Annotated in this window: 23 protein-coding genes and 1 pseudogene; 7 read left to right on the forward strand and 17 right to left on the reverse strand. The window is 66.7% G+C overall.

Annotated features, from left to right (window positions below; genetic code table 11):
• Positions 1-73: 73 nt before the first annotated feature.
• A complete protein-coding gene (locus J2X06_RS15610; protein WP_430539618.1) occupies positions 74-1,915 on the reverse strand; it encodes a potassium transporter Kup in 1,842 nt (613 codons plus the stop codon).
• A gap of 338 nt (positions 1,916-2,253) precedes the next feature.
• Between J2X06_RS15610 and J2X06_RS15615 the strand changes: the two are divergent.
• Both J2X06_RS15615 and J2X06_RS15620 read left to right on the forward strand, forming a co-directional pair.
• Positions 2,254-3,738 (forward strand): annotated as a pseudogene (locus J2X06_RS15615) (sensor histidine kinase); the annotation flags it as partial.
• Positions 3,735-4,493 carry a response regulator transcription factor gene (locus tag J2X06_RS15620; protein WP_310064002.1) on the forward strand — a complete coding sequence of 253 codons (759 nt, stop codon included), beginning with the start codon at positions 3,735-3,737 and terminating at the stop codon, positions 4,491-4,493. The pseudogene J2X06_RS15615 and the gene J2X06_RS15620, both read left to right, overlap by 4 nt.
• A gap of 8 nt (positions 4,494-4,501) precedes the next feature.
• Here the strand turns inward: J2X06_RS15620 and J2X06_RS15625 are convergent, their stop codons facing one another.
• Positions 4,502-5,704: a glycerophosphodiester phosphodiesterase family protein gene (locus J2X06_RS15625; protein ID WP_310064004.1), complete on the reverse strand. Its 1,203-nt coding sequence runs from the start codon at positions 5,702-5,704 to the stop codon at positions 4,502-4,504.
• Positions 5,705-5,969: 265 nt separating this feature from the next.
• Positions 5,970-10,436, reverse strand: coding sequence for a DEAD/DEAH box helicase (locus J2X06_RS15630; protein ID WP_310064006.1), 4,467 nt, complete (start codon positions 10,434-10,436; stop codon positions 5,970-5,972).
• 106 nt (positions 10,437-10,542) lie between these two features.
• On the opposite strand from J2X06_RS15630, the gene J2X06_RS15635 reads away from it, so the two are divergent.
• Positions 10,543-11,409 carry an NAD-dependent protein deacetylase gene (locus J2X06_RS15635; protein WP_430539619.1) on the forward strand — a complete coding sequence of 289 codons (867 nt, stop codon included), beginning with the start codon at positions 10,543-10,545 and terminating at the stop codon, positions 11,407-11,409.
• 48 nt (positions 11,410-11,457) lie between these two features.
• Here the strand turns inward: J2X06_RS15635 and J2X06_RS15640 are convergent, their stop codons facing one another.
• The 6 genes from J2X06_RS15640 to J2X06_RS15665 form a co-directional block, all read right to left on the reverse strand.
• A complete protein-coding gene (locus J2X06_RS15640; protein WP_310064010.1) occupies positions 11,458-12,879 on the reverse strand; it encodes an amino acid permease in 1,422 nt (473 codons plus the stop codon).
• A gap of 146 nt (positions 12,880-13,025) precedes the next feature.
• On the reverse strand, positions 13,026-14,162 hold the full coding sequence (cfa, locus tag J2X06_RS15645) for a cyclopropane fatty acyl phospholipid synthase (RefSeq protein ID WP_310064012.1): 1,137 nt from the start codon (positions 14,160-14,162) through the stop codon (positions 13,026-13,028).
• A gap of 84 nt (positions 14,163-14,246) precedes the next feature.
• A complete protein-coding gene (locus J2X06_RS15650) occupies positions 14,247-15,104 on the reverse strand; it encodes a DUF3298 and DUF4163 domain-containing protein (RefSeq protein ID WP_430539611.1) in 858 nt (285 codons plus the stop codon).
• A gap of 82 nt (positions 15,105-15,186) precedes the next feature.
• Positions 15,187-15,900 carry a pseudouridine synthase gene (locus tag J2X06_RS15655; RefSeq protein ID WP_310064016.1) on the reverse strand — a complete coding sequence of 238 codons (714 nt, stop codon included), beginning with the start codon at positions 15,898-15,900 and terminating at the stop codon, positions 15,187-15,189.
• A gap of 87 nt (positions 15,901-15,987) precedes the next feature.
• Positions 15,988-16,278, reverse strand: coding sequence for a GNAT family N-acetyltransferase (locus tag J2X06_RS15660; protein WP_310064017.1), 291 nt, complete (start codon positions 16,276-16,278; stop codon positions 15,988-15,990).
• A 22-nt stretch (positions 16,279-16,300) separates the two neighbouring features.
• Positions 16,301-17,089, reverse strand: coding sequence for a hypothetical protein (locus J2X06_RS15665; RefSeq protein ID WP_310064019.1), 789 nt, complete (start codon positions 17,087-17,089; stop codon positions 16,301-16,303).
• A gap of 129 nt (positions 17,090-17,218) precedes the next feature.
• Here J2X06_RS15665 and J2X06_RS15670 point away from each other — a divergent pair, with 129 nt between their 5' ends.
• Positions 17,219-17,416, forward strand: coding sequence for a hypothetical protein (locus J2X06_RS15670; RefSeq protein WP_310064020.1), 198 nt, complete (start codon positions 17,219-17,221; stop codon positions 17,414-17,416).
• A 10-nt stretch (positions 17,417-17,426) separates the two neighbouring features.
• Here J2X06_RS15670 and J2X06_RS15675 read toward each other — a convergent pair whose 3' ends face one another.
• The 4 genes from J2X06_RS15675 to J2X06_RS15690 all read right to left on the reverse strand — a co-directional run bounded on the left by J2X06_RS15675 (position 17,427) and on the right by J2X06_RS15690 (position 21,298).
• Positions 17,427-18,029 carry a rhomboid family intramembrane serine protease gene (locus J2X06_RS15675; RefSeq protein ID WP_310064022.1) on the reverse strand — a complete coding sequence of 201 codons (603 nt, stop codon included), beginning with the start codon at positions 18,027-18,029 and terminating at the stop codon, positions 17,427-17,429.
• Between the two features lie 68 nt (positions 18,030-18,097).
• On the reverse strand, positions 18,098-19,690 hold the full coding sequence (locus J2X06_RS15680; protein ID WP_310064024.1) for an oligopeptide:H+ symporter: 1,593 nt from the start codon (positions 19,688-19,690) through the stop codon (positions 18,098-18,100).
• Between the two features lie 220 nt (positions 19,691-19,910).
• On the reverse strand, positions 19,911-20,669 hold the full coding sequence (locus J2X06_RS15685; RefSeq protein WP_310064025.1) for a hypothetical protein: 759 nt from the start codon (positions 20,667-20,669) through the stop codon (positions 19,911-19,913).
• On the reverse strand, positions 20,666-21,298 hold the full coding sequence (locus J2X06_RS15690; protein WP_310064026.1) for a glutathione S-transferase family protein: 633 nt from the start codon (positions 21,296-21,298) through the stop codon (positions 20,666-20,668). The genes J2X06_RS15685 and J2X06_RS15690 overlap by 4 nt, the downstream gene beginning before the upstream one ends.
• Positions 21,299-21,479: 181 nt before the next feature.
• Here J2X06_RS15690 and J2X06_RS15695 point away from each other — a divergent pair, with 181 nt between their 5' ends.
• Both J2X06_RS15695 and J2X06_RS15700 read left to right on the forward strand, forming a co-directional pair.
• Positions 21,480-23,246, forward strand: coding sequence for a M14 family metallopeptidase (locus J2X06_RS15695; protein WP_310064028.1), 1,767 nt, complete (start codon positions 21,480-21,482; stop codon positions 23,244-23,246).
• A gap of 54 nt (positions 23,247-23,300) precedes the next feature.
• Positions 23,301-23,771, forward strand: a complete 471-nt coding sequence (locus J2X06_RS15700; RefSeq protein WP_310064030.1) for a YbaY family lipoprotein — start codon at positions 23,301-23,303, stop codon at positions 23,769-23,771.
• Positions 23,772-23,784: 13 nt separating this feature from the next.
• Here J2X06_RS15700 and J2X06_RS15705 read toward each other — a convergent pair whose 3' ends face one another.
• From J2X06_RS15705 to J2X06_RS15715, 3 genes are read right to left on the reverse strand one after another with little or no spacing between them, the layout of a single operon-like run.
• A complete protein-coding gene (locus J2X06_RS15705; protein ID WP_310064032.1) occupies positions 23,785-23,910 on the reverse strand; it encodes a hypothetical protein in 126 nt (41 codons plus the stop codon).
• Positions 23,911-23,914: 4 nt separating this feature from the next.
• Positions 23,915-24,526: a DUF1294 domain-containing protein gene (locus tag J2X06_RS15710; protein ID WP_310064034.1), complete on the reverse strand. Its 612-nt coding sequence runs from the start codon at positions 24,524-24,526 to the stop codon at positions 23,915-23,917.
• Between the two features lie 58 nt (positions 24,527-24,584).
• On the reverse strand, positions 24,585-25,190 hold the full coding sequence (locus J2X06_RS15715) for a YdeI/OmpD-associated family protein (RefSeq protein WP_310064036.1): 606 nt from the start codon (positions 25,188-25,190) through the stop codon (positions 24,585-24,587).
• A gap of 83 nt (positions 25,191-25,273) precedes the next feature.
• On the opposite strand from J2X06_RS15715, the gene J2X06_RS15720 reads away from it, so the two are divergent.
• A complete protein-coding gene (locus J2X06_RS15720; RefSeq protein ID WP_310064038.1) occupies positions 25,274-25,579 on the forward strand; it encodes a hypothetical protein in 306 nt (101 codons plus the stop codon).
• On the opposite strand, the gene thpR is transcribed toward J2X06_RS15720, so the two are convergent.
• Positions 25,543-26,121 carry an RNA 2',3'-cyclic phosphodiesterase gene (gene thpR / locus J2X06_RS15725; RefSeq protein WP_310064040.1) on the reverse strand — a complete coding sequence of 193 codons (579 nt, stop codon included), beginning with the start codon at positions 26,119-26,121 and terminating at the stop codon, positions 25,543-25,545. The genes J2X06_RS15720 and thpR overlap by 37 nt on opposite strands.
• Positions 26,122-26,131 lie beyond the last annotated feature (10 nt).

A 26,131-nucleotide genomic window follows, 5' to 3' on the forward strand; every position in this document is an offset into this window, starting at 1 on the left:
CAACCGCATCGGTTTGATGCATCGAGCCGCCCGGAGCAATCCGGGCGGCTTTTTTTGTGCCGGCCGATTGCGATCAGATCTCGACCGGCGCGCCCAGCTCGACCAGGCGTGATGTCGGGATCCTGAAGAAATCCGTCGCCGGCGCGGCATTGCGATGCATCAGGCTGAACAGCTTGTCGCGCCAGATCGGCATGCCGCGGCGACGGTGCGCGATGATGGTCTCGCGGCTTGCGAAATACGTCGTTTCCATCGGATCGAAGCACAGCGTGCTGCAGTCCACCGATCGCATCAGCGCGAGTGGAACATCCGGCGATTCCATGAACCCGTATCGCACGATCGCCTTGTAGAAATCGTCCCCGATCGTTTCCAGCGACAGCCGGGAATCGGCGGCCACGAACGGAACCGTCTGGGTTTCGACCGTCAGCAGCACGTTGCGTTCATGCAGCACCTTGTTGTGCTTGAGGTTGTGCAGAAGCGCCTTGGGCACGATGTCCTGCTGCGCGGTCAGGAAGACCGCCGTGCCGGGCACGCGTGCCGGCGGCGCCAGCATCAGGCCCGGCAGGAAGGCATCCAGTCGGATGCCGTCCTTGCGGATCTCGTGCTGGAGCAGCGCACGTCCTCGGCTCCATGTGCGAAGCAGCGCGAACACCACCACGCCAAGTGCGATCGGGAACCACGCTCCGTCCAGGAACTTGACCAGATTGGCGAACAGGAACGCCACGTCCACCAGCACGAACAGCGCCGCCAACGGCCAGAAGACGTAGCCGGGGAGCGTGGCGCGCGAACGCATCGCCACCACCAGCATGATGCTGGTGATCAGCATCGTCCCGGTCACCGATACACCGTAGGCGGTCGCCAGCGCGGTGGAGCTGCGGAAAGCCAGGACCGTGGCGATGACGGCGACCATCAGCAACCAGTTGATCGAGGGCACGTAGATCTGCCCGATGGTTTCGTGCGAGGTGTGCCGGATTCCCATGCGCGGCAGGTAGCCCAGCTGGATGGCCTGGCGCGTGGCCGAATAGGCGCCGCTGATCACGGCCTGGGAGGCGATGACGGTGGCCGCGGTCGCCAGGCCGACCATCGGATACAACGCCCACTCCGGAACCCCCAGGTAGAAGGGATTATCGACGGCCTGCGGATTGGCCAGCAGCAGCGCGCCCTGACCCAGGTAATTGAGCGTCAGCGCGGGCAGCACGAGGAAATTCCACGCGTACTGGATGGGCCGCCGGCCGAAGTGCCCCATGTCCGCATACAACGCCTCGCCGCCGGTCACCGCCAGCACCACGGCGCCGAGGATGAAGATGCCGTGCCATCCGTGCGAGATGAAGAACTTCGCTCCCCACCAGGGGTTGAGCGCGCCCAGCACTTCCGGATTGCCGGCGATGTTGTGCACGCCAATGGCCGCCAAGGCGAGAAACCAGAAGACGATGACCGGCCCGAATGCCTTGCCGACCGTATCGGAGCCAAAGCGCTGCGTAGCGAACAGCACGAACAGCACGCCGATGGTGATCGGCAGGACCCACTCACGCAGCGTGGGTGTGGCGACTTCCAGTCCTTCCACCGCGGACAACACCGAGATCGCCGGCGTCAGCACGCCGTCGCCAAAAAAAAGCGCGGCGCCGAATACACCGAGGATGCCCACGACGTAGCAGGCGCGGGAACCGGCCGGAAGCGTACGCTGCGCGAGCGCGGTCAGCGCCATGACCCCGCCCTCGCCGTGATTGTCGGCCCGCATGATGACGGCGACATACTTGATGGTGATGACGACCATCAGCGCCCAGAAGACCAGCGACAGGATGCCCAGCACCGTGGCGTGATCGGGCGTCAGGCCGTAGTGCGGCGAGAACGCCTCCTTGATGGTGTACAGCGGGCTCGTGCCGATATCGCCGAAGACGACGCCGATGGCGCCGAGCATCAAGGCGCCGAACCCGGCGCTGCGCTGGCCATCTGGCAGAGATGTGGAACTTGCAATGGTGCTGCTCATGGGTACGTGGGCCGTGGCGAAGGGGAGCAAACGCCGAGGCCTGACGCTTGCCAGCCCCGACAGGCGCAGTGTTCATCCGCAGCCCATAAACGCAGAAGACGCGGCTCAGCCCCTGCGCGTAAATTTCCCGTAAATTGTTCGCGGCAGGCGTGCGCGCAGCGGCAAGGCGCGACACACTGGACACGCCCTCACGGCACAATGATGGCTGCCGCACGCACCCTCCTCTCATGACCGACGACTCACAGGCCACCAATCCGGCCGCCGGCTACGTGCTCGCCGTGATCGGCGCCTTGCTGGCCGTTGGCGTGGCGGCGGCCGCACAGCGCTGGGTCGGGCTGGACGACCTGTCGCTGGTGTTCATGCTCGCGGTCCTGATCGTGGCGTCGCGCACCCGCACCGGCCCGGCGGTGCTGACCGCGCTGCTGTGCTTTCTCGCCTACAACTTCTTCTTCATCGAACCCCGTTACACGCTGTACATCAGCGCGCATCACGGCGTGGCGACCGTCGCGCTGTTCCTGGCGGCCGCCCTTCTGGCCGGGCGACTCGCCTCACGACTGGCCATGCAGGTCCAGGCGCTGCGCACGACCAACCGCGACGTCCTGACGCGACAGGAACTGGGACAGCGCCTGGCTGTCGCTGCGAACGAGGACGATGTCGTGGCGGCGGCGAATGCGGTGCTGAGCAAGCGCTTCGATGCTCATGTCTGGATCCAACTAAGTGAGGGCCGCCTGGGCGAGCGCGACCTGCATGTCGCCGGCGTGGCGCCGCCAGCGCCGCCCGTCCTGCGCCAGGTCCAGGGGCCGCCCCATGCACGCCACGCCGAAACGGCCGAGGAACATGGCTGGTGGTTCCTGCCGTTGCAGGCGCCGCGCGGCACGCTGGGCGTGATCGGCCTGAAGATGCCGCCGCATGCACTCAAGCTGGACGAACGCCAGCGTCAGCAGGCGCGATCGATGGCCGACGATATCGCCCAGGCCCTGCTGCGCGTCCGACTGGTGGCCGAACTCCAATCAGAGCGCGTCGCCAACGAAACCGAGCGACTGCGCAGCGCCCTGCTCTCCTCGGTATCCCATGATCTGCGCACGCCGCTGGCCGCGATCATCGGAGCGGCGGGCAGCCTGGACAGCTATGGCCACGCCATGAACGAAGACGATCGCCATGCGTTGCTCGACACCGTGCGCAGCGAAGGCGAGCGCCTGGACCGCTACATCCAGAACCTGCTCGACATGACCCGTCTCGGCCACGGTGGCCTGACCCTGCAGCGCGACTGGATCGGCGTCGACGAACTGATCGGCTCCGCGGTCGGCCGCCTGCGCCGCTATCAGGCGGCTCCGCGATTCGCCATCCACGTGGATCCGGCACTGGGACCGATCTGGGTGCATCCGGCCCTGGTGGAACAAGCGTTGTTCAATGTGATCGAGAACGCGGCGCGGTTCTCGCCCCCGGAGGAAGCCATCGCCATAGACGCCAGGCTCGACGACGGCGGGTTGCGCATCGATGTGCGCGACCTCGGCCCCGGAATCCCCGACGACGAGCGCCGCCGCATTTTCGAGATGTTCTACAGCGTGAGCCGCGGAGATGGCGGCAACGGCGGCCGTCCGCGTCACGGCACCGGCCTCGGACTGGCCATATGCCGCGGCATGATCGGCGCCCACGGTGGCGAAGTCGAAGCGCTGCCCGGGCCGGACGGCCGCGGCACGATCATTCGCATCACGTTGCCGCTCAACGAACCGCCTCCCGGTACCCGGCCATGAGCGGCACAGGGAAACCCTCGCCGGGCACGCCACCTGCGCGTGTGCTGGTCATCGACGACGAACCCCAGATCCGCCGGTTCCTGGAGATCAGCCTGCGTTCGCAGGGCTATGCGGTCGACCTGGCGGAGAACGGGCAGAAGGGACTGGATGCGCTGGCCCTGCACGGCGCCGATGTGGTCATCCTCGACATGGGATTGCCCGACCGCGACGGCCTGGACGTGCTGTCGGACATCCGGCAGTGGTCGCGGGTGCCGGTCATCGTGCTGACCGTTCGTTCCGGCGAATCGGAAAAAGTGGCCGCGCTCGACGCAGGGGCCAACGACTACGTCACCAAGCCATTTGGCGTGCAGGAACTGATGGCGCGTATTCGCGCACTGCTTCGCTCCCAGGTGGCGGTGGACGATGCGCTGCCGGTATTCGAAGACGACCACCTGCGGGTGGACCTTTCTCGCCGTGAAGTCAGCATCGACGGCGAGCCCGTCGTGCTGTCGCGCAAGGAATACGCGCTGCTCGCGTTGCTGGTCCAGCACGCCGGCCGCGTGGTCACCCAGCCGCAACTGTTGCGCGAAGTATGGGGGCCCACGCACCAGGAAGACACACACTACCTGCGCATCCTGGTCGGCAAGCTGCGGCAGAAACTGGGCGATGACGCCTCGGCCCCCCGCTGGATCGCGACGGAGCCGGGCGTGGGATTGCGCTTGCTGCTGCCCGGCAATGAGCCCGGTAACCCCGTCACTTCCCGCGACTCGCAATGACCGCCGCGCTACTTGCCTGAATTCAGCGGACGGCTCAGGTCAAGGAACATCTCGCGCGCTGCCACGCCCTGGTCTGGCTGGTCGATGAAAAAGCCCTGCACGCCCAGACTGTACAACTGCACCGCTTCGGCGATGACAGACTGGGTGATGCCGTCGGGCGTGCGCGCAAGATAGGTCTCCTCCGCGCGCAACGTATAGGGATGGACCTGCAAGCCGGCTTTGAGCGCCCAGCCCAGCATCGGATGCACCAGCCCGGTGCCGTGCCCCGCCAGCTCGGCCTTTCCGTCGCCGTTGGCATCGACCTTGGGCGATAGCGGCCTGCGCGGCAGCAGGTTGCCCTTCCACGGACCCACGCCGCTGGCGTAATGGGCCTTCATCCAGCCGAGCACGGCCTCGGTGGCGAAGGCGCCGTAGCGTGTGTTCGCGGTGAGGCCACCTTCGACGCGATCGGCCAACCCACCGTACAGCGCGCTCATGTCGGCGCCGTGTGTGGCGTTGTAGACGACGTCGTAAGGCCGCGCATCGTGGAAGTCGTCGTACAGCTGCACCAGCGGCAGGCGCACGCCCGCCTGCGGCATGACGTTCTTGTGCAACTCGATCAGGTTGGCGACCTCGAAGCTCTGGATGTAGACGCGATCCGGATCGGTGAAGCCTTCGGCGACCAGCGTCTCTACAAGCTTCGCGCCCAGCGAAACACCGATCGGCGTGCCGTCGAGCCTGCGCCCTTCCATGGCGAAGTACGTCGGATGCTTGGTTTCCGGATAGACACCGATGCGGCGCCCGCCGCGGCTCTCATGCTTGGCCAGTTGCACGACCTCGGCGAAGGTCGGGATCGTGTAGAGGCCGTCGAAGCGCGTGTTGTCGGGGCGTATCGCCGGGATGCGCTCCTTCGCGCGCAGCGTCCGGATCTCGGCGAGCGTGAAGTCCTCGGCGAACCATCCGGTCATCGCCACGCCATCGACGACCTTGGTGGTCCGGCGGCCGGCGAACTCGGGATGCGCGGCGACGTCGGTCGTGCCGGAGATCTCGTTCTCGTGGCGGGCGATCAATACGCCGTCGCGGGTGGCTACCAGGTCCGGCTCGATGAAGTCGGCGCCCTGGCGGATCGCCAGGCGGTAGGCCTCCAGCGTGTGCTCAGGGCGATAGCCGCTGGCACCGCGGTGGGCGATGACGATCAGTCCCTGACGGTCGCGCTGATTCGGTTCGGTCATCGCATGAGAAGCCTGGGCGAAGGCGGTGAAGGCCGTGGCGATCAGCGCAACGGCGCCGGATATGCGGGCCAGCTTAAGACAAGGCAACGTAATGTTGTGAACCTCGCGGAAGTCGGTGGGACCGACTCCCCCGTGCAGCCCGCAAGCGTAAGCGTGGCCGGAGCAGGTTGCGGGACGTTGACGGCTGCGAGTCAGTATTGGACGCGCTTCACATTCCGGCCATCGCGGCGCGTGATGAGTCAAACGCGATGGAGACAGCGGAACGTCAGTGAACCTGTCGCGGCGCCGGCACCTCGGCTGCGGCCAATTCGGTCCACATCACCGATTCTGGCTCGCGCAGAAGCAACCGCCTGGCAGTACGTTCCTCGTCCGCATCCAGCTGGCACAGCAGCTCAACCTGGCCTGCCACCAGCGTCGCCATCGGCAGGCCGTCGCGATAAAGCACTCGCGCGCCACTCAGCCTTGCGACCTTGTCGCCCGGCAGCACGGTACCGACCAGATTGAGCGGATCGGTGGCGGACAGGCAGATCCAGGCACCGTCATGCTCGCGCTGGCGCACCTGCCGCAGCAGTCCGATCGCTTCGGGTAATGCGAACTGCTCGCCCGACAGGCTGGCAATGAAACGTCCGCCGCGGATCTCGCCGCGCGCTTCCAGGCGATGGTAGACACGCAACAGTTCACGCCACGGCGGCAGCCAGCCTGCTTCACGTTCGAGCAGGCGCCAGCACACGACGCCGTAGCGGCGCAGCAGTACGCGGGCGATGTGCTCGATCACATCCGGGTCGGGTTTGGCCGGCGCCGGCGATGCCGGCGTGGACGTCGCCTGCGCAGGACGTCGGATCAATGCCCACCGCCCTGCATCTTCGATGCCGAACATTGCGACGCGTCGACGCCGATGCGGCTGCGCGCTTGGCCGCTTCGCTGCCGGCACCAGCAGCGCGCGCAGGCCGGCATAACTGTCGCAGTGGACGCGGCCGTGCGCGACCAACTCGGCCAGAGCATCTTCAAGCTCGGTGCGCAAAAGATGCGCGCCCGTCACCAACTCGTCGAAGAATGACGCGCCATGCTCGCCGAGGTAATCGACCGCGCGTTGCGCCCGCGAGGAGAGCGTCTCATCGGCCGCCGTTGGCGGCGCCAGCTTCGTCCACATCGGCGCGTTGCGTCGAGGCAGCAGCACGACCGGCGTGGCGCGCACCGAAGTCGCGCTGCGTCCACTGCCTTCGTTGCTATTGGCGCGAAGGCGCGTCCACAACGTGCGGCCCGCCGTGCACAGGTCGTCAAGCCAAGTGATCGAGTAATCGACCATGCGCGCCGGCAACAGTTCGGTCTCCCATGCAGCGGCCGGCGCCTCGAAGCCTTCGAGTTGCGCCAGCACGCTTTCCAATGCCTCCGGGCCGCTGACGCGCGTGGCCGGACTGACGCGCTGCCAGTCGAACAGGAAGCGCATGAAATCGCGTGGCTCGACCGGCTCGATCTCGCGGCGCAGGCGCTTGAGCGTGTAGCGGTGGATGCGCGCCAGCAGGTGCCGCTCGCACCACTCGTCCTCCGCCACGCCCGGCGAGAACCGGCCCTGCATGGCGTAGCCCTCGCCCTGCAGTTGCAGCAGCGCCATGTCGATGTCGCCACGCGGCAACGACAGGTCGCTGGCCAACACGCGCGCCGGCACCGGCCCCAGTCCGGTCAGGCGCGAGCGCAGCACCTCCACGAGCGCGTCCTCACGGCTCCATGGCTGTTGTGCGTACTCGGCGGGCGCCTCGATCGCCGGTTTCAGCGGCGCTTCGGGGAACACCGCCCGCAATTGCGGCAGGCGCTCGGCGGCCACCCAAAGACCGTGTCCGTCGGTACTTCCGAGCGCGACCACGCTACCCGCCACCGGCGGTTCCAGGCGCGTGGTCCGATGTGTCTTCACCAGCCTTTGCAGCCAATCCGCCCAGCCGTTCTCGCGGACTTCGCGCGCGGTGACGATGCCCAGCCCCATCAGCGCCTCGTGCATCTCGTCGGCATTGCGCACCTGCGGCCAGGCTTCCTCGCGCACGGCCTCGATTGCGTCGCTGTCGAGGCGTCCCAGGTCGTCCGGGCTTTGCGGGTCGGCATAGCGGCGCGTCTGCACAGCCTGGGTGCGTCGCTCCTCCAGCGGTGCGTCATCGAGGAACGAATACGGACGCGCGTTGAGCGCCTCGGCGGCGAACGGCGACGGCGCCATCAGGTCGCGGGCCACGATCTTCACCTCGCCCGACTCCAGTCCGCGCAGCAGTTGCAGCCAGCCATCGACGTCCATCGCCTCGTGCAGGCAGTCCTGCAACGTCTGCGCCACCAGCGGGTGATCGGGCACTTCGCGCTCGCCCACCAGGTTCTCGGCGCACGCCACCTGATCGGGAAACACGGTCGCCAGCAGGTCCTCGGATTTCATCCGCTGAAGTTGCGGCGGCACCTTCTTGCCGCCGACGAAGCGCGGCAGCGCCAACGCCGTGGTCGCGTTCCAGCGCCAGCGCACGCCAAACAGCGGCGCGTCCAGCAAGGCCTGGATCAGCACGTCGCAGGCGGAGCTGGAATGCAGGTAGCGCGACACCTCGTCCAGCGGGAAGCTGTGGCTGGTCGACAGCGACAGCACGATGGCGTCCTCGGTCGCCGCGGCCTGCAGCTCGAAGTTGAACTTGCGGCAGAAGCGCTTGCGCAGCGCCAGGCCCCAGGCGCGATTGACCCGGCTGCCGTAGGGCGTGTGGATGACCAGTTGCGTGCCGCCGGAATCGTCGAAGAAGCGCTCCAGCACGATGGTGTCCTGGCTCGGCATTTCGCCCAGCGCGGACAGGGTTCGAGCGAGGTAGTCGATGATCTGTTCGGCGGCCGCGGTCGGCAGGTTCAGCTCGTCGGTGAGCCACTGGAATGGGTGCCCAGCGCTCCCCTCTCCCACCGTTGAGCCAAGGCGCTCTGCCACATCCACCCGCAAGCGCGACACCGCGAACGACAACTCATCCGTACGCCCCGGCGCTTCGCCGAGCCAGAACGGAATGCTCGGTGGCGCCCCTTCGGCGTCCTCCACGCGCACCTTGCCCGGTTCCACGCGCAGGATGCGATAGCTGGTATTGCCCAACTGGAAGATGTCGCCGGCCATGCTCTCGATGGCGAAATCCTCGTTGACCGTGCCGATGTTGTGGGCCTGCGGCTCCAGGATCACCGTGTAGTCGGCCATGTCCGGGATCGTGCCGCCCGACATCAGCGCGGTCATGCGGCCGCCCTGGCGACCGCGCAACTTGCGGTTGACCGCATCGCGATGCAGGTAGCCGGCGCGGATGCCGCGCCGCGTGGTGAAGCCGTCTGCGAGCATCCGCACCACGGCGTCGAAATCCTTGCGCTCCATCCGCGCATACGGCCAGGCCCGACGCACCCAGTCGTAGAGCGCGCCCTCTTCCCATTCGCGACACGACACTTCGGCGACGATCTGCTGCGCCAGCACGTCCAGCGGCGCGACCGGCATCACCAGCGCGTCCAGTTCGCCGCGACGCACGCTGTCGAGCAGCGCCGCGCACTCGACCAGCTCGTCGCGCGTCTGCGGAAACAGCCGCCCCTTGGGCACACCGCCGACCTGGTGTCCGGAGCGGCCGACACGTTGCAGGAAAGCGGCGATCGAGCGCGGCGAGCCGAGTTGGCAGACCAGGTCAACATCGCCGATGTCGATGCCCAGCTCCAGCGATGCGGTCGCCACCAGCACGCTCAGTTCGCCGCGCTTGAGGCGTTGCTCCGCATCCAGGCGCAACTCCTTGGCCATGCTGCCGTGGTGCGCGGCGACGTGTTCCTTGCCGAGCAGGTCGCCCAGGTTCTTGGCCGTGCGTTCGGCCATGCGCCGCGTGTTGACGAACACCAGCGTGGTGCGGTGCTGTTTGACCAGTTCGGCCACGCGCGCGTAGACCTGCTCCCACTGATCGTTGGACATCACCGCACTCAGCGGCGTCGGCGGCAGTTCCAGGGCGAGGTCGCGCTGGCGCGTGTAACCGATGTCCACGATCTCGCAGTCGGGCGTGCCATCGGCCGCCACGGCGGCGGCGCCGACCAGGTAGCGGGCCACTTCCTCGATCGGCTTCTGCGTCGCCGACAGGCCGATGCGGGTGAGGCGCCGACCGCAGAGCGCCTCCAGGCGTTCCAGCGACAGCGCCAGGTGGCTGCCGCGCTTGCTGGCGGCGACCGCGTGAATTTCGTCGACGATCACCTCGCGCACCGTCGACAACATCGCGCGGCCGGATTCGGATCCGAGCAGCACGTACAGCGACTCGGGCGTGGTCACCAGGATGTGCGGCGGCTTGCGTCGCGCCTGCGCACGCTCGGCCTGCGGCGTGTCGCCGGTACGCACCGCGGTGCGGATCTCGACGTCGGGCAGGCCCAGGCGTTCGAGTTCGGCGCGGATGCCCGCCAGCGGCGCTTCCAGGTTGATGCGGATGTCGTTGGACAGCGCCTTCAGCGGCGAGATATAGACCACCACGGTTTCGTCCGGCAGACCCGACTCCGGCGGCTCGTAGCCGAACAGTCCCTGCCCGCCCCCTTCCAATCCTTGCCGCACCAGTCCGTCGATTGCGGTCATGAACGCGGTCAGCGTCTTGCCCGAACCGGTCGGTGCGGCCACCAGCGTGTTGCGGCCGCTGCGGATGGCCGGCCACGCCCGCACCTGCGCCTGCGTCGGCGCGGGAAACGCGCCTGCGAACCAGGCGGCGACGGCGGGATGGAAGGCGTCCAGGGGCATGGGATCGGATGCTGCCTTGGTGGCGTCTCAACCTGTGAGACAAGGCCCGGCGCTGCCTGAACGGCCCGACACGGCAGCGACGGCGCGGAATGAGAACATGGGCGCCATGAACCTGCTTTCCAACCCGGCGACCACCCTATCCAGCAATGGTCCGGAGGACGCCGCATTGCAGTTGAAGCAATGGCTACAGCCGCTCAAGCGCGTATTCGTGTTGACCGGCGCCGGGTGCAGCACCGCCTCGGGCATTCCCGACTACCGCGACACCGACGGCCAGTGGAAACGCACGCCGCCGGTCACCTACCAGGCATTCACCGGCGATGCGCAGATCAATGCCCGCTACTGGGCCCGCAGCTTCATCGGCTGGCCGCGCATGGCCCAGGCGCATCCCAACGACGTGCATCGGGCATTGGCGCGATACGAGGACGACGGCCGCATCTCCAGCCTGATCACGCAGAACGTGGATGGACTGCACCAACGCGCCGGCAGTCGCGAAGTGATCGACCTGCATGGCCGCATCGATGCCGTGGTGTGCCTGGGCTGCGGCGCGCAGCAGCCGCGCGCCGCGGTGCAGGAACGGCTGGCAGTGATGAATCCCGACTGGGCCGGGCTCGAGGCCGCGACCGCGCCTGACGGCGACGCCGACCTCGACGGCCACAACTTTTCACGCTTTCGCGTGCCGGCCTGTGACCACTGCGGCGGCATGCTCAAGCCCGACGTGGTGTTCTATGGCGAGAACGTTCCGCGAACCCGCTATCACCAGGCCCAGGCCGCCCTGGTCGCGTCCGACGCGGTGCTGGTGGTCGGCTCGTCGCTGATGGTCTATTCGGGCTATCGCTTCGTGCGGCAAGCCGCCGAAGCCGGTGTACCGATCGCGATCCTCAACCGCGGCCGTACCCGCGCCGACGATCTGGCCTCGCTCAAGCTGGAGGCCGATGCCGGACCCACGCTGTCGGCCGCGGTGACCAACGCCTGACAAAACGGCGGACACACACGCTGTGTCCGCCGCAAGTATCCGGATCGATCAGGCTTCCTGGCCGCGCGCCAGCAGACTGCCGCGTCGGCCCCACACCATGTAGGCCACCAGGCCGACCGCATTCCACACCAGGAACCACAGCTGCGTCTTATGCGGCAGGCTCCAGAACAAGTACATGCAGCCCAGGATCGCCACCGGCCCCACCACCCACGCCAGCGGCGTGCGGAACACGCGCGGACGCAGGGGCTCGCGCTTGCGCAGGACCAGCAGGCACGCCGCGACCGCGACGAAGGCCGCCAGCGTGCCGGCGTTGGCCAGCGCGGCGATTTCGTCCAGGCGCGCCACGCCGGCCAGCGCCGCGACCAGCACGGCGGTGAAGGCGGTGATGGCTACCGGTGTGCCGGTGCGCGGGCTGACCTTCGACAGCGCGCGCGGCAGCAGGCCGTCGCGCGACATGACGAAGAAGATGCGGCTCTGGCCGTACAGGAATGCCAGCAATACGGTCGGCAATGCGACCACCGCGGCACCGGCCACGATCTTCGACGCCGTACCCTGGCCCAGCTCGCGCATGATCAGCGCCAGCGGTGCCGGGCTCTGCGCGAACGCCGTGTAGCTCATCGCGCCCACGGCCGCCAGCGCGACGATGATGTAGATCAGGGTGCAGCCGACCATCGAACCGATGATGCCGATGGACAGGTCGCGGCCCGGGTTCTTGGTTTCTTCCGCCGCCGTGGAGATCGCATCGAAGCCGTAGAAGGCGAAGAAGATGATCGCCGCGGCCGCCATGACGCCGCGCTCGACGCCATCCGCGCCCATCTCCTTGGCGAAGCCGAACGGCATGAACGGCTGCATGTGGCCGGTATCGAAGTGCGGCATGGCGATGGCGACGAACACGCCCAGCGCCAGCACCTTCACGATCACCAGCACCGCATTGAGCGTGGCGCTCTCCTTGGTGCCCGCGATCAGCATGCCGGCCACCAGGAAGACGATCAGCACTGCCGGCAGGTTGACGATGCCGCCGGCATGCGGTCCGGCCGCCAGCGCCTGCGGTATGTGTATGCCCAACCCGTTGAGGAACTCCATCACCGAGCCGGACCAGCCCACCGCCACCGCGCTGACGACCAGCGAGTACTCCAGGATCAGGCTCCACCCCACGATCCAGGCGATCGACTCGCCCAGCACGATGTAGCTGTAGGTGTAGGCGCTGCCGGCGGCCGGCATCATCGTGGCCATCTCGGCGTAGGCCAGCGCGGCGCAGGCGCAGACGACGCCGGCGACCAGGAACGACAGGAGAACCGCCGGGCCGGCCAGGTTGGCGCCGACGCCGATCAGCGTGTAGATGCCGGTGCCGACGATGGCGCCGATGCCCAGCGCGATCAGGTGCGGCCAGCTCAGGGTCGGGACCAGCCGCCGCCCTTCCTCATGCACCGTGACCTGATTGATGTCCTTGCGCCGGAACCATGTCTGCATAAACCCCCCAAGGTGGATCGCCCCGCGTAGAGCGGACGAAATGGCGCCCATAGTGAGCCATCGGCGGCGGCGATGCGATGTGCAGTGCAGCTTGCGCGCGGGGCGTCGATGTTGTGGGTCCCGGGCACCCGACCTGCGGGACTCTGTCAGCGCGGTGCGACGTATCCGCCCGGCACGCCTTCCGGCGATAGCACCACCTGCCACAACTGCGCGCGGCGGCTGCGGAACGTGGCCATCGACGCACACAGATAGAACCGCCACATCCGGCGGAAGCGCTGGTCGTATTGAGGCGGCAGGCTGGCCCAGGCCGCATCGAGGTTATCGCGCCAGGCCTGCAGGGTGCGGTCGTAGTCGGTGCCGAAGTTGTGCCAGTCCTCGATGACGAAACGCCCCTCCACGCTTTGCGTGATCTGCTCGGCGGAAGGCAGCATCGAGTTGGGGAAGATGTACTTGGCGATCCAGCGGTCGGTATGGCGCACGGAGTGGTTGCCGCCGATGGTGTGCAGCACCAGCAGTCCATTGCGCGGATCCAGGCAACGGCGGGCGGTCTCGAAGTACGTGTCGTAGTTGCGCACGCCGACGTGCTCGAACATGCCGATCGAGAAGGCGCGGTCGAAGCGCTCGTCCACTTCCCGGTAATCCTGCAGGCGGATCTCGACGGGCAAGCCTTCGCACAGCCTGCGTGCGTATTCGGCCTGCTCCTTTGACACCGTCACGCCCACCCCGCTCACACCGTAGCGCTCGGCAGCGAACTTCAACGCCTCGCCCCAGCCGCATCCGATATCCAGTACGCGCAGCCCCGGCCCCAGGTCCAGCTTGCGGCAGACCAGGTCGAGCTTGGCTTCCTGGGCGGCGTCCAGATCGTCCAGCGGCATGCCGGTCGCATCGCGCCAGTACGCACAACTGTAGACCAGCCGCTGGCCCAGCATCGCCGAGTAGAGGTCATTGCCCAGGTCATAGTGCCGGCGCCCCACGGTGAAGGCGCGCCGCATCGACTGCATGTTGACCACCCGGGCTTTCACGCCGGCGAGTACGTCGCCGAGGCTGTGCACACGCTCATCCACGCGCGCGTGCAGCAGTTGGAACAGGAATCCGTCCAGCGAAGGCGCGTCCCACCATCCGTCCATGTACGACTCGCCCAGCCCGAGAGATCCCTGCGCCAGCACGCGGGCGAAGAAGCGCGGTTCGTGCACCTGCACGTCCCACGGCCGCTCGCCACCGACCCGGATATCGGCGGTGGCGAGCAGTTCCTCGACCTTGCTGCGGGAAGACAATGCCGGCATGGCGACCTCGGCGCGAAGACCGTCGGCGAGCGCCGGTTGGCGTCGGCGCCCCGTTCATCGTAACGAGGCGACGTATACGCGGCGTCAGCCGCCGGAGAACAGCGCGCGGTAATCCGGGGCAACGAAGGGCAGCAGCACCGATGCCGGCACATCCACGGTCTGGGTCCCGTCCGAATACGGGCCGACCTGGTAGGGCGCGAACACGAAGCGCAGCGCCGCCACCTTGCCGTCCCGCCCCATCACTGGTTCGAACTGGGCGAAATGCGCGGCGTCGGCCTCGGTGCCGTCGTCGATCATGCGTCCGGCGTTCTTGATCACTTCGGCGCGCTGGGTCGCATCGAGGTCGTCGGCGTCGATGCGCTGCGAAAGCGCGGTATGCAGTTGCTCGCGCACGTAGCCCGAGATCGCCGACCAGCCCTGCGCATCGGGCACCAGATCGCTGGCACGCAGGCGACGGTTCTGTTGCGGCAGCCAGACGAAGCGTTCGAGCAGTGGCGCGCCATGGGCGCCGCCGGTGTAGCTGCTGCCATCGGCAGCGACCGCCACCAGTGTCGGCGAGTCCAGCACCTGGGTGAAGCTGAGCGACAGATCGTAGGGTGCCGGCGCATCCGGCCTGCGCTCCGCCGCCGCCTCCAGCAGATCGGCGCGGGCGGCCTCGGCATAACGCTTCAGCTCGGCGGCCAAGCCCGGGTATTTGCTGGCCGAGGGCGGGTAGCTGATGCCGATCACGTAGCTCGACGTAGTTTCGACGACGTCCTTCAGCTCCCCCGTCACCGGAGCGCTCGGGGTAGTCGCGGTCGTGGTCGCGGACGGCTCCGGCTGCGGCGCAGGCGCCTCACGGCGGCAGGAGCACAGGATCAGCAGGGCAATGGACAGCAACGCCCAGCGCGAGAACCGGGCGAGTCTATTGGGGGAGGCGTACAGGACCACGACAGATTCCATTCCGAAGGAGTGATAACGGAATCATAACGAACGTGACGTGATGCTGAAATTGACATCGAAGTGCCGGACTTGCCCGGTCAACTCACCATTGCGTGCGCTGCGGCAGCAGTCCCTGCAGCTCGGCGTCGGTCAGGTTGCGCCACTGCCCCACCTTGAGATGCGCCAGCTTGACGTTGCCGATGCGCACGCGCACCAGCTGCTTCACGCGGAACCCGAAATGCGCAGCCATCAGGCGTATCTGCCGGTTGAGTCCCTGCACCAGCACGATGCGGAAGCCGAACTTGCCCAGCCGGCCTGTCTTGCACGGCAACGTGGTCTGGCCGTGGATCGGTACGCCACGGCTCATGTTGCGCAGGAATTCGTCGGTGACCTGATGGTTCACCCCGACCAGGTATTCCTTCTCGAGCTTGTTCTCCGCGCGCAGGATCTCGTTGACGATGTCGCCGTTGCTGGTCAGCAGGATCAGGCCTTCGGAGTCCTTGTCGAGCCGTCCGATCGGGAAGATGCGGCGCTCGTGGCCGACGAAGTCGACGATGTTGTCCTTCACCCCGGACTCGGTCGTGCAGGTGACGCCCACCGGCTTGTTGAGGGCGATGTAGATGTGCTGGCGTTTTCCGGGCGCGACCTTGCGCACGCGCAGCGGCTTGCCATCGACCAGGACCTCGTCGCCCTCGCCGATCTCGGCACCGATCCGGGCACGGGCGCCATTGACGGTGACCCGTCCCTCGCCGATCAGGCCGTCGGCCTCGCGGCGCGAGCAGAATCCGGTGTCGCTGATGTGTTTGTTGAGGCGCATGCGGGCCGGCGCCGGGGGGCGCCGCTATTCAAGACGGGCGCGCATGATACCCGGGCGGGGTGCGGCCCACGATGATGCCGCGCCCGGTCAGCCCAGAAGCTGGTTGTATTCCGGGTGCCGCTCCACCCAGGCCGCCGCGTAGGAGCAGGCCGGTCGCACGTGCCAGCCCTGCGACCGGGCGTACTCGAATGCGGCCCGCACCAGTTCGCCGGCGATGCCGCGCCCGCCAATGGCGTCGGGCACGCCGGTGTGGGTGATGACCATGCGCTGGCCTTCCAGGTGATAGACCAGCTGCGCCTGGACGCCATCCACGGTGGTGCTGAATTCGTGGGCCTCAGGGTCGTGCTCGATGGTGTGCGTGGTCATGCGATTGGCCATGCCTGGGACTTGGTCACCGGGTTCATCGATTATCGCGCTTGCCCTGGCTGTGCCGATCCTGGCTGCTGATGCTGCCCTGGATCGCCTGCATGCGGCTTTCGCCGGCGTGCAGTTCCTCGGCCTTTGCCGCCGCGCCCTCGGACTGGTACCCCGGTCCCGGCACGTGCCCGTGATGCGGATCGAGCTGCTGCCACGGCTGCGCCTGGCGATCGTGCTCGTGCTTGGCCTCCAGCAACTGGAGCGTGTTGGCCAGCGCCTGTTCCGGGCTGATCTTGCGGCGCGAGACCTTCTTCGGCGCGACCTTGCGGGCCGACGTCTTCTTCACCGCGACCTTGGCGACCTTCTTCGCCGCCGTTTTCTTCACGACTTTCTTCGCCGCCTTCCTGGTCACGGCCTTCTTCGCCAATGCCTTTTTCGCCACTGCCTTCTTCGCCACTGCCTTCTTCGCCACGGCCTTCTTCGCTACGGCCTTCTTGGCGACTCGCTTGGCGACCTTCCTGCCCGCTACTTTCTTGGTAGCAGCCTTTTTGGCTACGGCTTTTCTGGCTACTTTCCTGGTCACGGCCTTCTTGGCCACTTTCTTAGCCACCTTGCGGGCCGCGACTCTCTTCACGGCTTTCTTCGCAGCCTTCTTCGTGGCTTTCTTGGCGATCTTTTTCGTCGCGACTTTTCTGGTGGCTTTCTTCGCAGCGGTCTTGCCGGCACGGCGGGCACGAGTGGCCATGGCGTCTCCTTCGATCAGGTGAGCAACAGGTGAGCGAGGTTCGTGCGCGTAGCGATACCACGTTCGACCTGCACGACGGGTGAGCATGCGCCTAGCGTCATGGCGGGGTCTTGTCCATCCCCCGTCATCACCCGCCGCGACGTCCCCGATCCGGGGCCTGATCAGGACGACGGAGACGTTCTATATCCATACCCAGGCAACAAATGTGGACCTGACATGCGCATCATCCAATGCATGCCGGATGACAATAGCGACGATGGCCTACTCACCGCACGGCTGTTCGAGTTGGCGCTCAACGGCGATACCGACAGTGCGGAACTGAATGCGATCGATGCGGTGGTCTATGCCCGTCTCGAGGAAACCTACGGACGCGATGAGCAGCGTCCCCGGACGCGTACACACCTGACGTCCTGAGAGGACCGCCTCAGCCCCATCTCGGGTTCAGCAGACGCTGCACGAAGTCCGCCCCGACCCCGGGGTCCATGAACAACATGAACAACACGCCGTAGATCGCGCCGGACAGGTGCGCGCTGTGGTTGATGTTGTCCCCGCCGCGTCGGTCCATCCAGAACGAATACGCCATGTAGCCGATCGCATAAAGAAACGCCGGTACCGGGATCGGGATAAAGATCAGCGACCACGGTTGCAGCAGGATGAATGCGAACAGCACTGCCGACACCGCACCCGAAGACCCCAGGCTGCGGTAATGCGGATCGTGGCGATGTCGCAGGTAGGTCGGCAGGATCGCAATGACGATCGCCGACAGATAAAACAGCACGAACCCGACCGGCCCGATCAGCGCGCTGATCTCCCGTTCGATCACGCGACCGAAGAAGTACAGCGTGATCATGTTGAACAGCAGGTGCGACCAGTCGGCATGGATGAAGCCGTGGGTCAGCAGACGGTCGTACTGCTTGCTACGATCGATCGCCGGCGGCCACAGGATCAACCGGTTGAGAAGCGCCGGGCGCTCGAAGGCCAGCCACGACACCAGTACGGTCGCGGCGATGAGGGCGAAGGTCAGCATCCAGGCAGGGCTCGGAAGTCAGTCGGGTTGGCGAGGCAATGTAAAGCGGCGCTCAGGCGGCGCGATGTTCATGCGGCACGGTAGTTGTCCTGCATCGGATAAGTCCGCGCATACAGGGCGAACGCCGCTGCTGCCAGGAACGCGAAGCCGGCGAAGAAGAACATCAGGAACGCGTTCTCGCTGAGCCCGGTGCTGGCGATGTGCGAAATCACCGCGTCGTTGCGCACACCGGCATTGGTCAGCAGCACCCACAGGCTGCCGAAGGTGCTGGCCAGGTACCAGAACGCCATGATCACGCCCTTCATCGCCTGCGGTGCCTGGCTGTAGGCGAACTCCAGCGCGGTCGCCGACACCAGCACCTCGCCGAACGTCAGCAGCGCGTACGGCAGGGTCTGCCAGACCAGCGACACCGGATCGCCGCCGTCGATGTACAGCTGGATGATGCCTGCGACGATCCACGCCATACCCGAGAACGCGATGCCGAACCCCATGCGACGCAGCGCGGTCGGGTTGAAGCCGAACTTGCGCAGCGCCGGATACAGCACCAGGTTGTTGAACGGGATCAGCAGCATCACCAGCGCGGGGTTCAGCGCCTGCATCTGCGCGGCGTCCTTGACCAGCCAGCTCGGCCACCACCACGACTCGTGCGGCATGACCATCTCGTTGCCCTGCAGTATCCAGGTCGAGGCTTTCTGGTCGAACAGCGACCAGAACGGTGTGGTCAGCGCGAACACGATCAGGATGCGCAGCACCGCGCGCACGCCGTCGACCGCCTGATCCGGATGCTTGCCTCGGGCGCGGTCCAACTGCATCGACGCGCCGACACCGCCGAAGGCGATGACCAGGCCCAGCGCCATGCACGCGCAGATCACGAAGCCGAGCTTGGGAATCAGCAGCAGCGCGCCGATCGCAAGCACGCCGCCGATGGCCGCGACCATGAGCCCCGGACGCCCCTGCCCCGGCGCGTGCGCCAGCAGCGCGGTACGGGCCACGTGCAGGAACGAATCCGGATCGGTCTTGGTCGGCGGCACGTTGACGTACTGCTTGCGCCCCAGCCAGAAGATGAAGGTGGCAATGAACATCAGGATGCCGGGAATGCCGAACGCCACGGCCGGGCCGTAGCTGCGCAGGAAGATCGGCATCAGCAGCGAGGCGAAGAACGAGCCGAAGTTGATGATCCAGTAGAAGGCATCGAAGACGACCTTGGCCAGGTGTTTGTTGGTCTGGTCGAACTGGTCGCCGACGAAGGACACCACCAGCGGTTTGATGCCTCCCGACCCCAGCGCGATCAGGAACAGGCCCGTATAGAAGCCGCTGCGGTTGTCCTCGAAGAACGCCAGGCAGGCGTGGCCGGCGCAGTAGATCAGCGAGAACCACAGCACCGTCTTGTACTTGCCGAAGAACCGGTCCGACAGCCAGCCGCCCAGCAGCGGAAAGAAATACACGCCGATGACGAAGCTGTGGAAAACCTCCTTGGCGATGCCGGCGCGCTCGGCCTCGGGGGCGTAGAGCAGCAACGTGCTGACCAGGAACGGGGTCAGGATGTTGCGCATCCCATAGAAGCTGAAACGCTCGCAGCCTTCGTTGCCAATGATGTAGGGAATCTGGCGCGGAAGCTTGGCGGCGCTCTCGGCGGGAATCGCGCTGGCTTGGGTCGTCATCCGGTTCTACCTGGGGCGTACGCCTGTGGGCGTGTGGGTCGGAACGAATCCATTCGCGGACGGGCACGACCCGTCTTGAGTCACCGGGCGCGACGGCGCGCACCCGGTTCCGGACAGAAAAGCGGAGACAGGACTCGGCTCGCCGGCGAGAGTAGCAAGCGGCGAACGACAAGCGAAGGCTTGACGCCGCCCGGCATGCCCGGGCAGCGGCCAGAGCCCACTACTGGACAGCGCCCGCCACGTCGCCGGGTTCGCCATCCACTTCGAGTTCGTAGCGGAAGTTCTGCATCGTCTGGCGCGGGCCATCGCGGAACGTGGCGGCGACGGCGAGCTGGTGCTTGCCCGGCGGTAGCGGCTTCAACATCAGCCAATAGCCGTCGCTCGCACCGGACAATCCGTCGGGAGAGGCGAAGCAGTCGCCGCCGGCGACACGCATGCGCTGCAGTTCGCCGACCGGACGACCGTCGAGCAGGACCAGCCCCGAAACCACGTGATCGGCAAACCGCTTGGCCCGGGCCTGCTTGTCGGCGCACGACATTCCATCGTTGGGCAGATCGTGCGTGACCACCCAGGTGATCAGCGGCACGAACAGGTGCTTGCCCGCCGGGATTCGGCAGTCGCGCACGGCATCGAAATTGCCGTCGGTGCCCGCCAGGAACCAGACCGGTCCCTGCCCCTGATGCTGGGCGCAACGACTACCGTCCACGTCCAGGTACGGCGCCTGGTCGGAAAATTGCCCCACCCAGTGCCACCAGTGTTCGCTCCAGCGTGCCTGGCTGGTCGCATCGACGGCGCTGTTCGCCGGAATCCAGTGCGACGCCAGCGAAGTGGCTTCGACCGGCAGGGTTCTGGCCTCCTCCCGTTTGATCCAGCCCAGTTCCTCGCCGATGTCCTTGATCTCGTTGCAGCCGGTGGCCAGCAGCGGAAGCAACAAACATGCAGCGACCCGCGCCGCGAAGCGCTGACGAATGCGGATCATGCCCATTCGGTCAGCCCTTCGCGCTCATAGAGGGTCTTGAACGACGGGCGCGCCTTCATCCGCTGCGCCAGCGCGGCCAGGTGCGGCCACTCATGACCGGGCCGCGGCATGTTGCGGGTCCAGCGCATCAGCATGGTCAGGTAGAAATCCGCTGCGCTCACGCGCTCGCCGAGCAGGTACGGGCCATGGGCCGCCAGGTGCGCGTCGAGACGGTCCCAGGTCGCTTCTATGCGCCGGCGCGCGCCGTCCTTGATGGTGTCGGCCTGCGCCTCTTCGATGTCCTGCGGATACCACCACAGGCGCAGCGGCGATTGCAGCGTGTTGGCCAGGTTCAAGACCCACTGCAGATACTCGCCACGGCGGGCATCGTCCAACGCCGGTGCGAGACCCGATTGCGCATGGCGATCGGCCAGATGCAGCACCAGCGCTGCCGCCTCGTACAACGGCTTGCCGTCGTCATCGATCAGTGTTGGCACGACGCCGTTGGGGTTGAGGGCCAGGTATTGCGCGCTCTTGTGCTGCTTGGCCTGGGTATCCACCAGTCGCAGTTCGTGTGGCGCGCCCAACTCGATCAGCAACCAATGGACGACAAGACTCGCCGCGCCGGGCGCGTAATACAGGCTGTACATGCAGGGCTCCCCAGGGTGATGCCGCATCATCGCACGCGTCCGCGCGGGGCGGACGTGCCGCAACGCACACGTCCTGCTGCCATCGGCTGTCAGCAGCGTGACCCACGACGGGCAAGGCCCCTGTGTCACTGGGCTACCATGCGCCGACTTCATGCCCCCGTTCCGGCGAGACATCCGCACAATGACCCGCACCCTGCTGCTCACCGCGCTGCTGGCGATCCTGCCGTCCTCCGCATTAGCTTCCGACGACACGTTGACGACGTTGTCCGAACGCAGCGGCTTCGTCCGCACCGGTCGATATGACGAAGTGATCGCGCTGTGCGAAGCCTTCGCGCGACGCTATCCCGACGCCGTGCGTTGCGCCGACTTCGGCACGACGCCGGAAGGCCGGCCGATGAAGGTACTGATCGCGTCAAGGACCGGTGCGCTGACGCCCGAGGCCGCCAAGGCCAAGGGCCTGCCGGTGCTGCTGATCCAGGGCGGCATCCACGCCGGCGAGATCGACGGCAAGGACGCGGGCTTCCTGGCCCTGCGCCAGGTGCTCGATGGCCAAGCTGCCGCGGGCGCGCTGGACAAACAGGTGCTGGTCTTCGTGCCGGTCTTCAACGTCGATGGACACGAGCGTTTCGCCCGCTGGAACCGTCCCAACCAGCGCGGTCCCGAGGAAATGGGCTGGCGCACCACCTCGCAGAACTACAACCTCAACCGCGACTACGTGAAGGCCGACACGCCCGAGATGCAGGCGATGCTGCGCATGCTCGATGCGTGGGATCCGCTGGCCTACATCGACCTGCACGTCACCGACGGCGCCAAGTTCGAGCACGACGTGTCGATCCAGGTCGAGCCGGTCAACAGCGGCGACGAGTCCCTGCGCACGGCCGGCAAGGCGCTGCGCGACGGCGTCATCGAACGCCTGGCCGCACAGGGCTCGCTGCCGCTGCCGTTCTATCCCTCGTTCGTGGTCGGCGACGACCCGTCGTCGGGATTCGAGGACGGCGTCGCCACGCCGCGCTTCTCGCAGGGTTACTACCAGCTGCGCAATCGCCTGGGCATGCTGGTGGAGACGCATTCCTGGCGCGACTACCCGCATCGGGTCAAGGTCACCCGCAACACCATCGTCGCCCTGCTGGAACTGATCGCGCAGAACGGGACGCAGTGGCGACAGCAGGCCGCAGCCGCAGACGCGCGCGCCGCGAAGCTGGGGGGCGAGACAGTCGCGCTGGATTACAAGGCCACTGCGAAGACGCACACCATCGCGTTTCGCGGCTATGCCTACACGCGAACGCCGTCGGAGGTTTCCGGCGCGCTGATGACGCGGTACGACGAGAGCAAACCGGAAACCTGGCAGGTGCCGATGCGCGACGAGGTCGTGCCGGATCACGTCGTCGTCGCGCCCAGGGCCGGCTATCTGGTGCCGGCCGCGCACGCGGCGTCGGTCGCGGCCAAGCTCGACCAGCATGGGGTGAGCTATCGGCGCCTCGACAGCGCCCTGCCGAACGCCAACGTCGAAACCTTCCGCGCCGACCAGTCGAGCTTTGCGGCGCAATCAGTGGAAGGACATCAGCGTCTGACCGTTTCCGGCGCGTGGAAGGCGGAAACGCAGGACTTGGTCAAGGGTGCGCTGTTCGTGCCCATCGCCCAGCCCAAGGCACGACTGGCGATGGCGCTGCTGGAACCGCAGGCGCCGGACGCGCTGGTGGCGTGGGGCGAGTTCAACACCCACTTCGAGCGCAAGGAATACATGGAGGACTACGTCGCCGAGGAAGTGGCACGCGAGATGCTTGAGGATCCCCAAGTCAAGGCCGACTTCCAGCAGCGCCTGAAGGACGATGCCGGGTTCGCCAAGAGCCCGCAGGCGCGGCTGGAGTACTTCGCCCGCCGGCATTCGTCGTGGGATTCGCGCTACCAGCTGTATCCGGTGCTGCGTACCGATCGCGTGCCGCGATGACGCGGCCTGAACACCGGCAGGGCTAGTCTGCGCGCACATTCGAGGAGCCCTGCCATGACGATGACCCGCCGACTGTCCGGCCTTCTGCTCGTTCCCGCATTGGCCTTTTCGCTGGCTGCCTGCCAATCCACGCACGCCGGCGAATCCAGTGGTGGCACGCCCTCTGGAGAGAAGCCCTCCTCAGGGGCTGCCCAGAAGGTGATCACCGGCACCGCGACCTACCTGGAGCGCGTCAAGATGCCGCCCGGCGCGAGCCTGCATGTGCAGCTGATCGACAATCACATGGCCGACACGCAAAAGGCGGTGATGTCCGAGATCACGATGAAAGACGTGGCCGGCCCGCCCTACAAATTCACCCTCCCCTACGATCCGAACAAGCTGTCCGACGTCGGCGTCTACACTCTCAATGCGACCCTGAACGGGCCGGACGGGCAATTGTTGTTCGCCACCACGGAGCGGCAGCCGTTCGACCCGATGGACGGCACCCCCGTGGAACTGCGCATGCAGCGCGTGGGAAACCCCTGAAAAGGTTTGGCCTTTACGCCGCATCGCCCACCGGCGCGACTTGAGCCCGGTGGACGGGCGGCGCCAGCGGGATCGACACCTGCCAGCCGAGCGGTGCAGCGGCCTGGGGGCTCAGCCAGCGCCACGAAACCGCGCTCACGTTGTCATCCGCCTGTGACGTTGTGGGCGAACCGTTCTGCGATGCCGCTGGATGCCAGCCAAGCGGCGACGACCAGGTTGACGAGGACCGTGAGCCAAAAAGTGAGCTGGAACGACGCCTTGACCGTCTTGTGCCGGAACTGATGCTGGGCGACAAGCGCGCCGGGCCAACCGCCGAGCAAGTCCACGAAGTGCAAGTTGGCTTCCGGAGTACGGCGCTGGCCCTTGCTTGCCGCGGCCTTGTCCACGCAATACATGACGTAAGCGATCAGGCTCAACAAAACGTAGGCGGCAGCCAGGATCATCGGCAAGTGGCCGAGCCCGACGCCAACCGATACAGCGGCGAGGAAGCCGAGCGCGATGGGAAGGCGGGGGATCTGCCGATGGCGCCTGGGTGGCTCGATCTTTTGCCCAGCGAAACGAATGGTCTGCGCGTTGAGACGGCCTTTTGAGTCTTTGACCGCGTCATAGGAGATCAGATCGCCCTCCGCAGGCCGCCGCGACCCCGGTTGAAATGCCTTGATGTGCACGAAGGCGCGATCGCCTCCGCCGTGAGGGACGACGAACCCGAAACCTTTCTCGTCCTTCCAGTCGGTAATGCGTCCGACAATTCGCATGCAATGTCCTGTCAGCGGCCGACGATCATGACCAGGTCCGAGCCCTTTCGCGCCCGACTCAACACTTCATGTACTTCCAGTTGCGCGACTTGCCCTCGGCCAGCCACTCGACGGTCTGCTTCAGACGGCGCTGGCGCGTGTCCTCGCGCTTGGCTTCGGTGATCCACTCGATGTAGTCGCGGCGGTAGCTGGGCGCGAATCCGTCGAACGTCGCGCGGGCTTTCGCGTCCTTCTTCAGCGCCGCGGCGAGATCGTCCGGCACTTCGAGCGGCGCACGTGGCGTGGCGGCCCCGGTCGGCACGCGTTGGGCACCGCTGTCGATCAGGGCCATCGCTTGCCGTACGTAGCCGGTGAGTTCGCGCTTGCCGGGCAGATCGGACAGCCGGGTCAACTTGCCGAACTGCCCCATCCCCTCGCCTTCCGCCTCCGTCCCGTTCCCGGTCACCTGCGCGCCCTGCCAGAAACCGAACGAGGCATGCTGCTTGAACGCCGCCATGCTGCACAGGATCTTGCCGCGATAGGTGAAGCTGGGCATCCCCCACTTCACGGTCTCCTCCGCCTCCAGGCAGGCCGCGTGCACGGCCGCGCGCAGGTGACGGAGGATCGGCCAGGCGAATTCGGCCGATTTGGCGATGTAGGCGTCGATGCGCGGGTCTGGGGTCATGGCCTGTTCCGTCGGGTCGCGTCCTATTGTGCCGCTGCTTTCGCGTTGGCATCGACATGCAGGCCAGGATGGGAGGGGATGCCATGAACCTTCGCGACCGACGCGCGCCTTCGACGGGCATCGTGGTGCAACGACGGATCGGGCTCACCCGGCGGCAGGCACAGGCACTGAGCGATTGTGAACGCTTTGGCTGGAAGCTCGCCTTCGTCCGCGAGCCGCTCGAGGACCCCATGCCGGTGCTGTTCGCCACGGCCGACAATTACGTGGTGGTGCGCCTGGACGGCAGTGTCGACCTGAATCCGGACATCGAGGTCCGGCAGATCGGGATCGGGCACTGCCTCGACCCGGCGGCTCAGGCGGCCAGCGGCCAGCGGCCCACCACGGTGTAGGGACGACCGGGCTGGCTGTCGATCAGGGCGAACTCGCCGACGTGCCACCGCAGCGGCGCGATCTGCAGTGCTGCGATGTGCCGCCTCACGTCGCGTTGGATGGTCAGGTGCGGTGCGAACGGCTGCGCCGACGACTTCACGCGCACCCGCGCCTGCAGCAGCGCCTGCCCCAGGCTGTCCCACAGATTCTGCAATCCGGGCGGCATGGCATGGCTGCCGAGCCACCACACATTGCTGCCGCGGAAACTGCCTGCGCAGTCCAGCATCAACTCGAACGGCGCCAGACGTACCGTGGCGGCGGCGGCGCAGGCGTCCTCGACCAGGCGTGGCGGCAAAGGCTGGAAATCGCCGAGGAACTGCAGCGTCAGGTGATAGCGGTCAGCGCGAAGGCGACGGCCTCCCGGCGCATGTTCGCGTTCCAGTTGCGCGGCGACCTCGTCGATGCGCTTGCGCAAAGTGTCGTCTGGCCACAGCGCGAAGAACAGGCGATGCATGCCGTCCTGCGCTGCGTGCCCGCCAAGGCCGGAAAGACCGGGTTGCATCATCGTCTGC

It is taken from the genome of Lysobacter niastensis (genome assembly GCF_031457115.1).
GTDB lineage: Bacteria > Pseudomonadota > Gammaproteobacteria > Xanthomonadales > Xanthomonadaceae > Lysobacter_J > Lysobacter_J niastensis_A.

Coding starts and splice junctions, on each gene's coding strand:
- J2X06_RS15710 (WP_310064034.1), bottom strand. CDS start 24,526: ATGCGAATTGTCGGACGCATTACCGACTGGAAGGACGAGAAAGGTTTC.
- J2X06_RS15655 (WP_310064016.1), bottom strand. CDS start 15,900: ATGCGCCTCAACAAACACATCAGCGACACCGGATTCTGCTCGCGCCGC.
- J2X06_RS15620 (WP_310064002.1), top strand. CDS start 3,735: ATGAGCGGCACAGGGAAACCCTCGCCGGGCACGCCACCTGCGCGTGTG.
- J2X06_RS15625 (WP_310064004.1), bottom strand. CDS start 5,704: ATGACCGAACCGAATCAGCGCGACCGTCAGGGACTGATCGTCATCGCC.
- J2X06_RS15660 (WP_310064017.1), bottom strand. CDS start 16,278: ATGGCCAATCGCATGACCACGCACACCATCGAGCACGACCCTGAGGCC.
- cfa (WP_310064012.1), bottom strand. CDS start 14,162: ATGCCGGCATTGTCTTCCCGCAGCAAGGTCGAGGAACTGCTCGCCACC.
- thpR (WP_310064040.1), bottom strand. CDS start 26,121: ATGCAACCCGGTCTTTCCGGCCTTGGCGGGCACGCAGCGCAGGACGGC.
- J2X06_RS15675 (WP_310064022.1), bottom strand. CDS start 18,029: ATGCTGACCTTCGCCCTCATCGCCGCGACCGTACTGGTGTCGTGGCTG.
- J2X06_RS15640 (WP_310064010.1), bottom strand. CDS start 12,879: ATGCAGACATGGTTCCGGCGCAAGGACATCAATCAGGTCACGGTGCAT.
- J2X06_RS15700 (WP_310064030.1), top strand. CDS start 23,301: ATGACGATGACCCGCCGACTGTCCGGCCTTCTGCTCGTTCCCGCATTG.
- J2X06_RS15665 (WP_310064019.1), bottom strand. CDS start 17,089: ATGCTCACCCGTCGTGCAGGTCGAACGTGGTATCGCTACGCGCACGAA.
- J2X06_RS15635 (WP_430539619.1), top strand. CDS start 10,543: ATGAACCTGCTTTCCAACCCGGCGACCACCCTATCCAGCAATGGTCCG.
- J2X06_RS15685 (WP_310064025.1), bottom strand. CDS start 20,669: ATGATCCGCATTCGTCAGCGCTTCGCGGCGCGGGTCGCTGCATGTTTG.
- J2X06_RS15695 (WP_310064028.1), top strand. CDS start 21,480: ATGACCCGCACCCTGCTGCTCACCGCGCTGCTGGCGATCCTGCCGTCC.
- J2X06_RS15720 (WP_310064038.1), top strand. CDS start 25,274: ATGAACCTTCGCGACCGACGCGCGCCTTCGACGGGCATCGTGGTGCAA.
- J2X06_RS15610 (WP_430539618.1), bottom strand. CDS start 1,915: ATGCTCGGCGCCATCGGCGTCGTCTTCGGCGATATCGGCACGAGCCCG.
- J2X06_RS15630 (WP_310064006.1), bottom strand. CDS start 10,436: ATGCCCCTGGACGCCTTCCATCCCGCCGTCGCCGCCTGGTTCGCAGGC.
- J2X06_RS15690 (WP_310064026.1), bottom strand. CDS start 21,298: ATGTACAGCCTGTATTACGCGCCCGGCGCGGCGAGTCTTGTCGTCCAT.
- J2X06_RS15680 (WP_310064024.1), bottom strand. CDS start 19,690: ATGACGACCCAAGCCAGCGCGATTCCCGCCGAGAGCGCCGCCAAGCTT.
- J2X06_RS15670 (WP_310064020.1), top strand. CDS start 17,219: ATGCGCATCATCCAATGCATGCCGGATGACAATAGCGACGATGGCCTA.
- J2X06_RS15650 (WP_430539611.1), bottom strand. CDS start 15,104: ATGGAATCTGTCGTGGTCCTGTACGCCTCCCCCAATAGACTCGCCCGG.
- J2X06_RS15715 (WP_310064036.1), bottom strand. CDS start 25,190: ATGACCCCAGACCCGCGCATCGACGCCTACATCGCCAAATCGGCCGAA.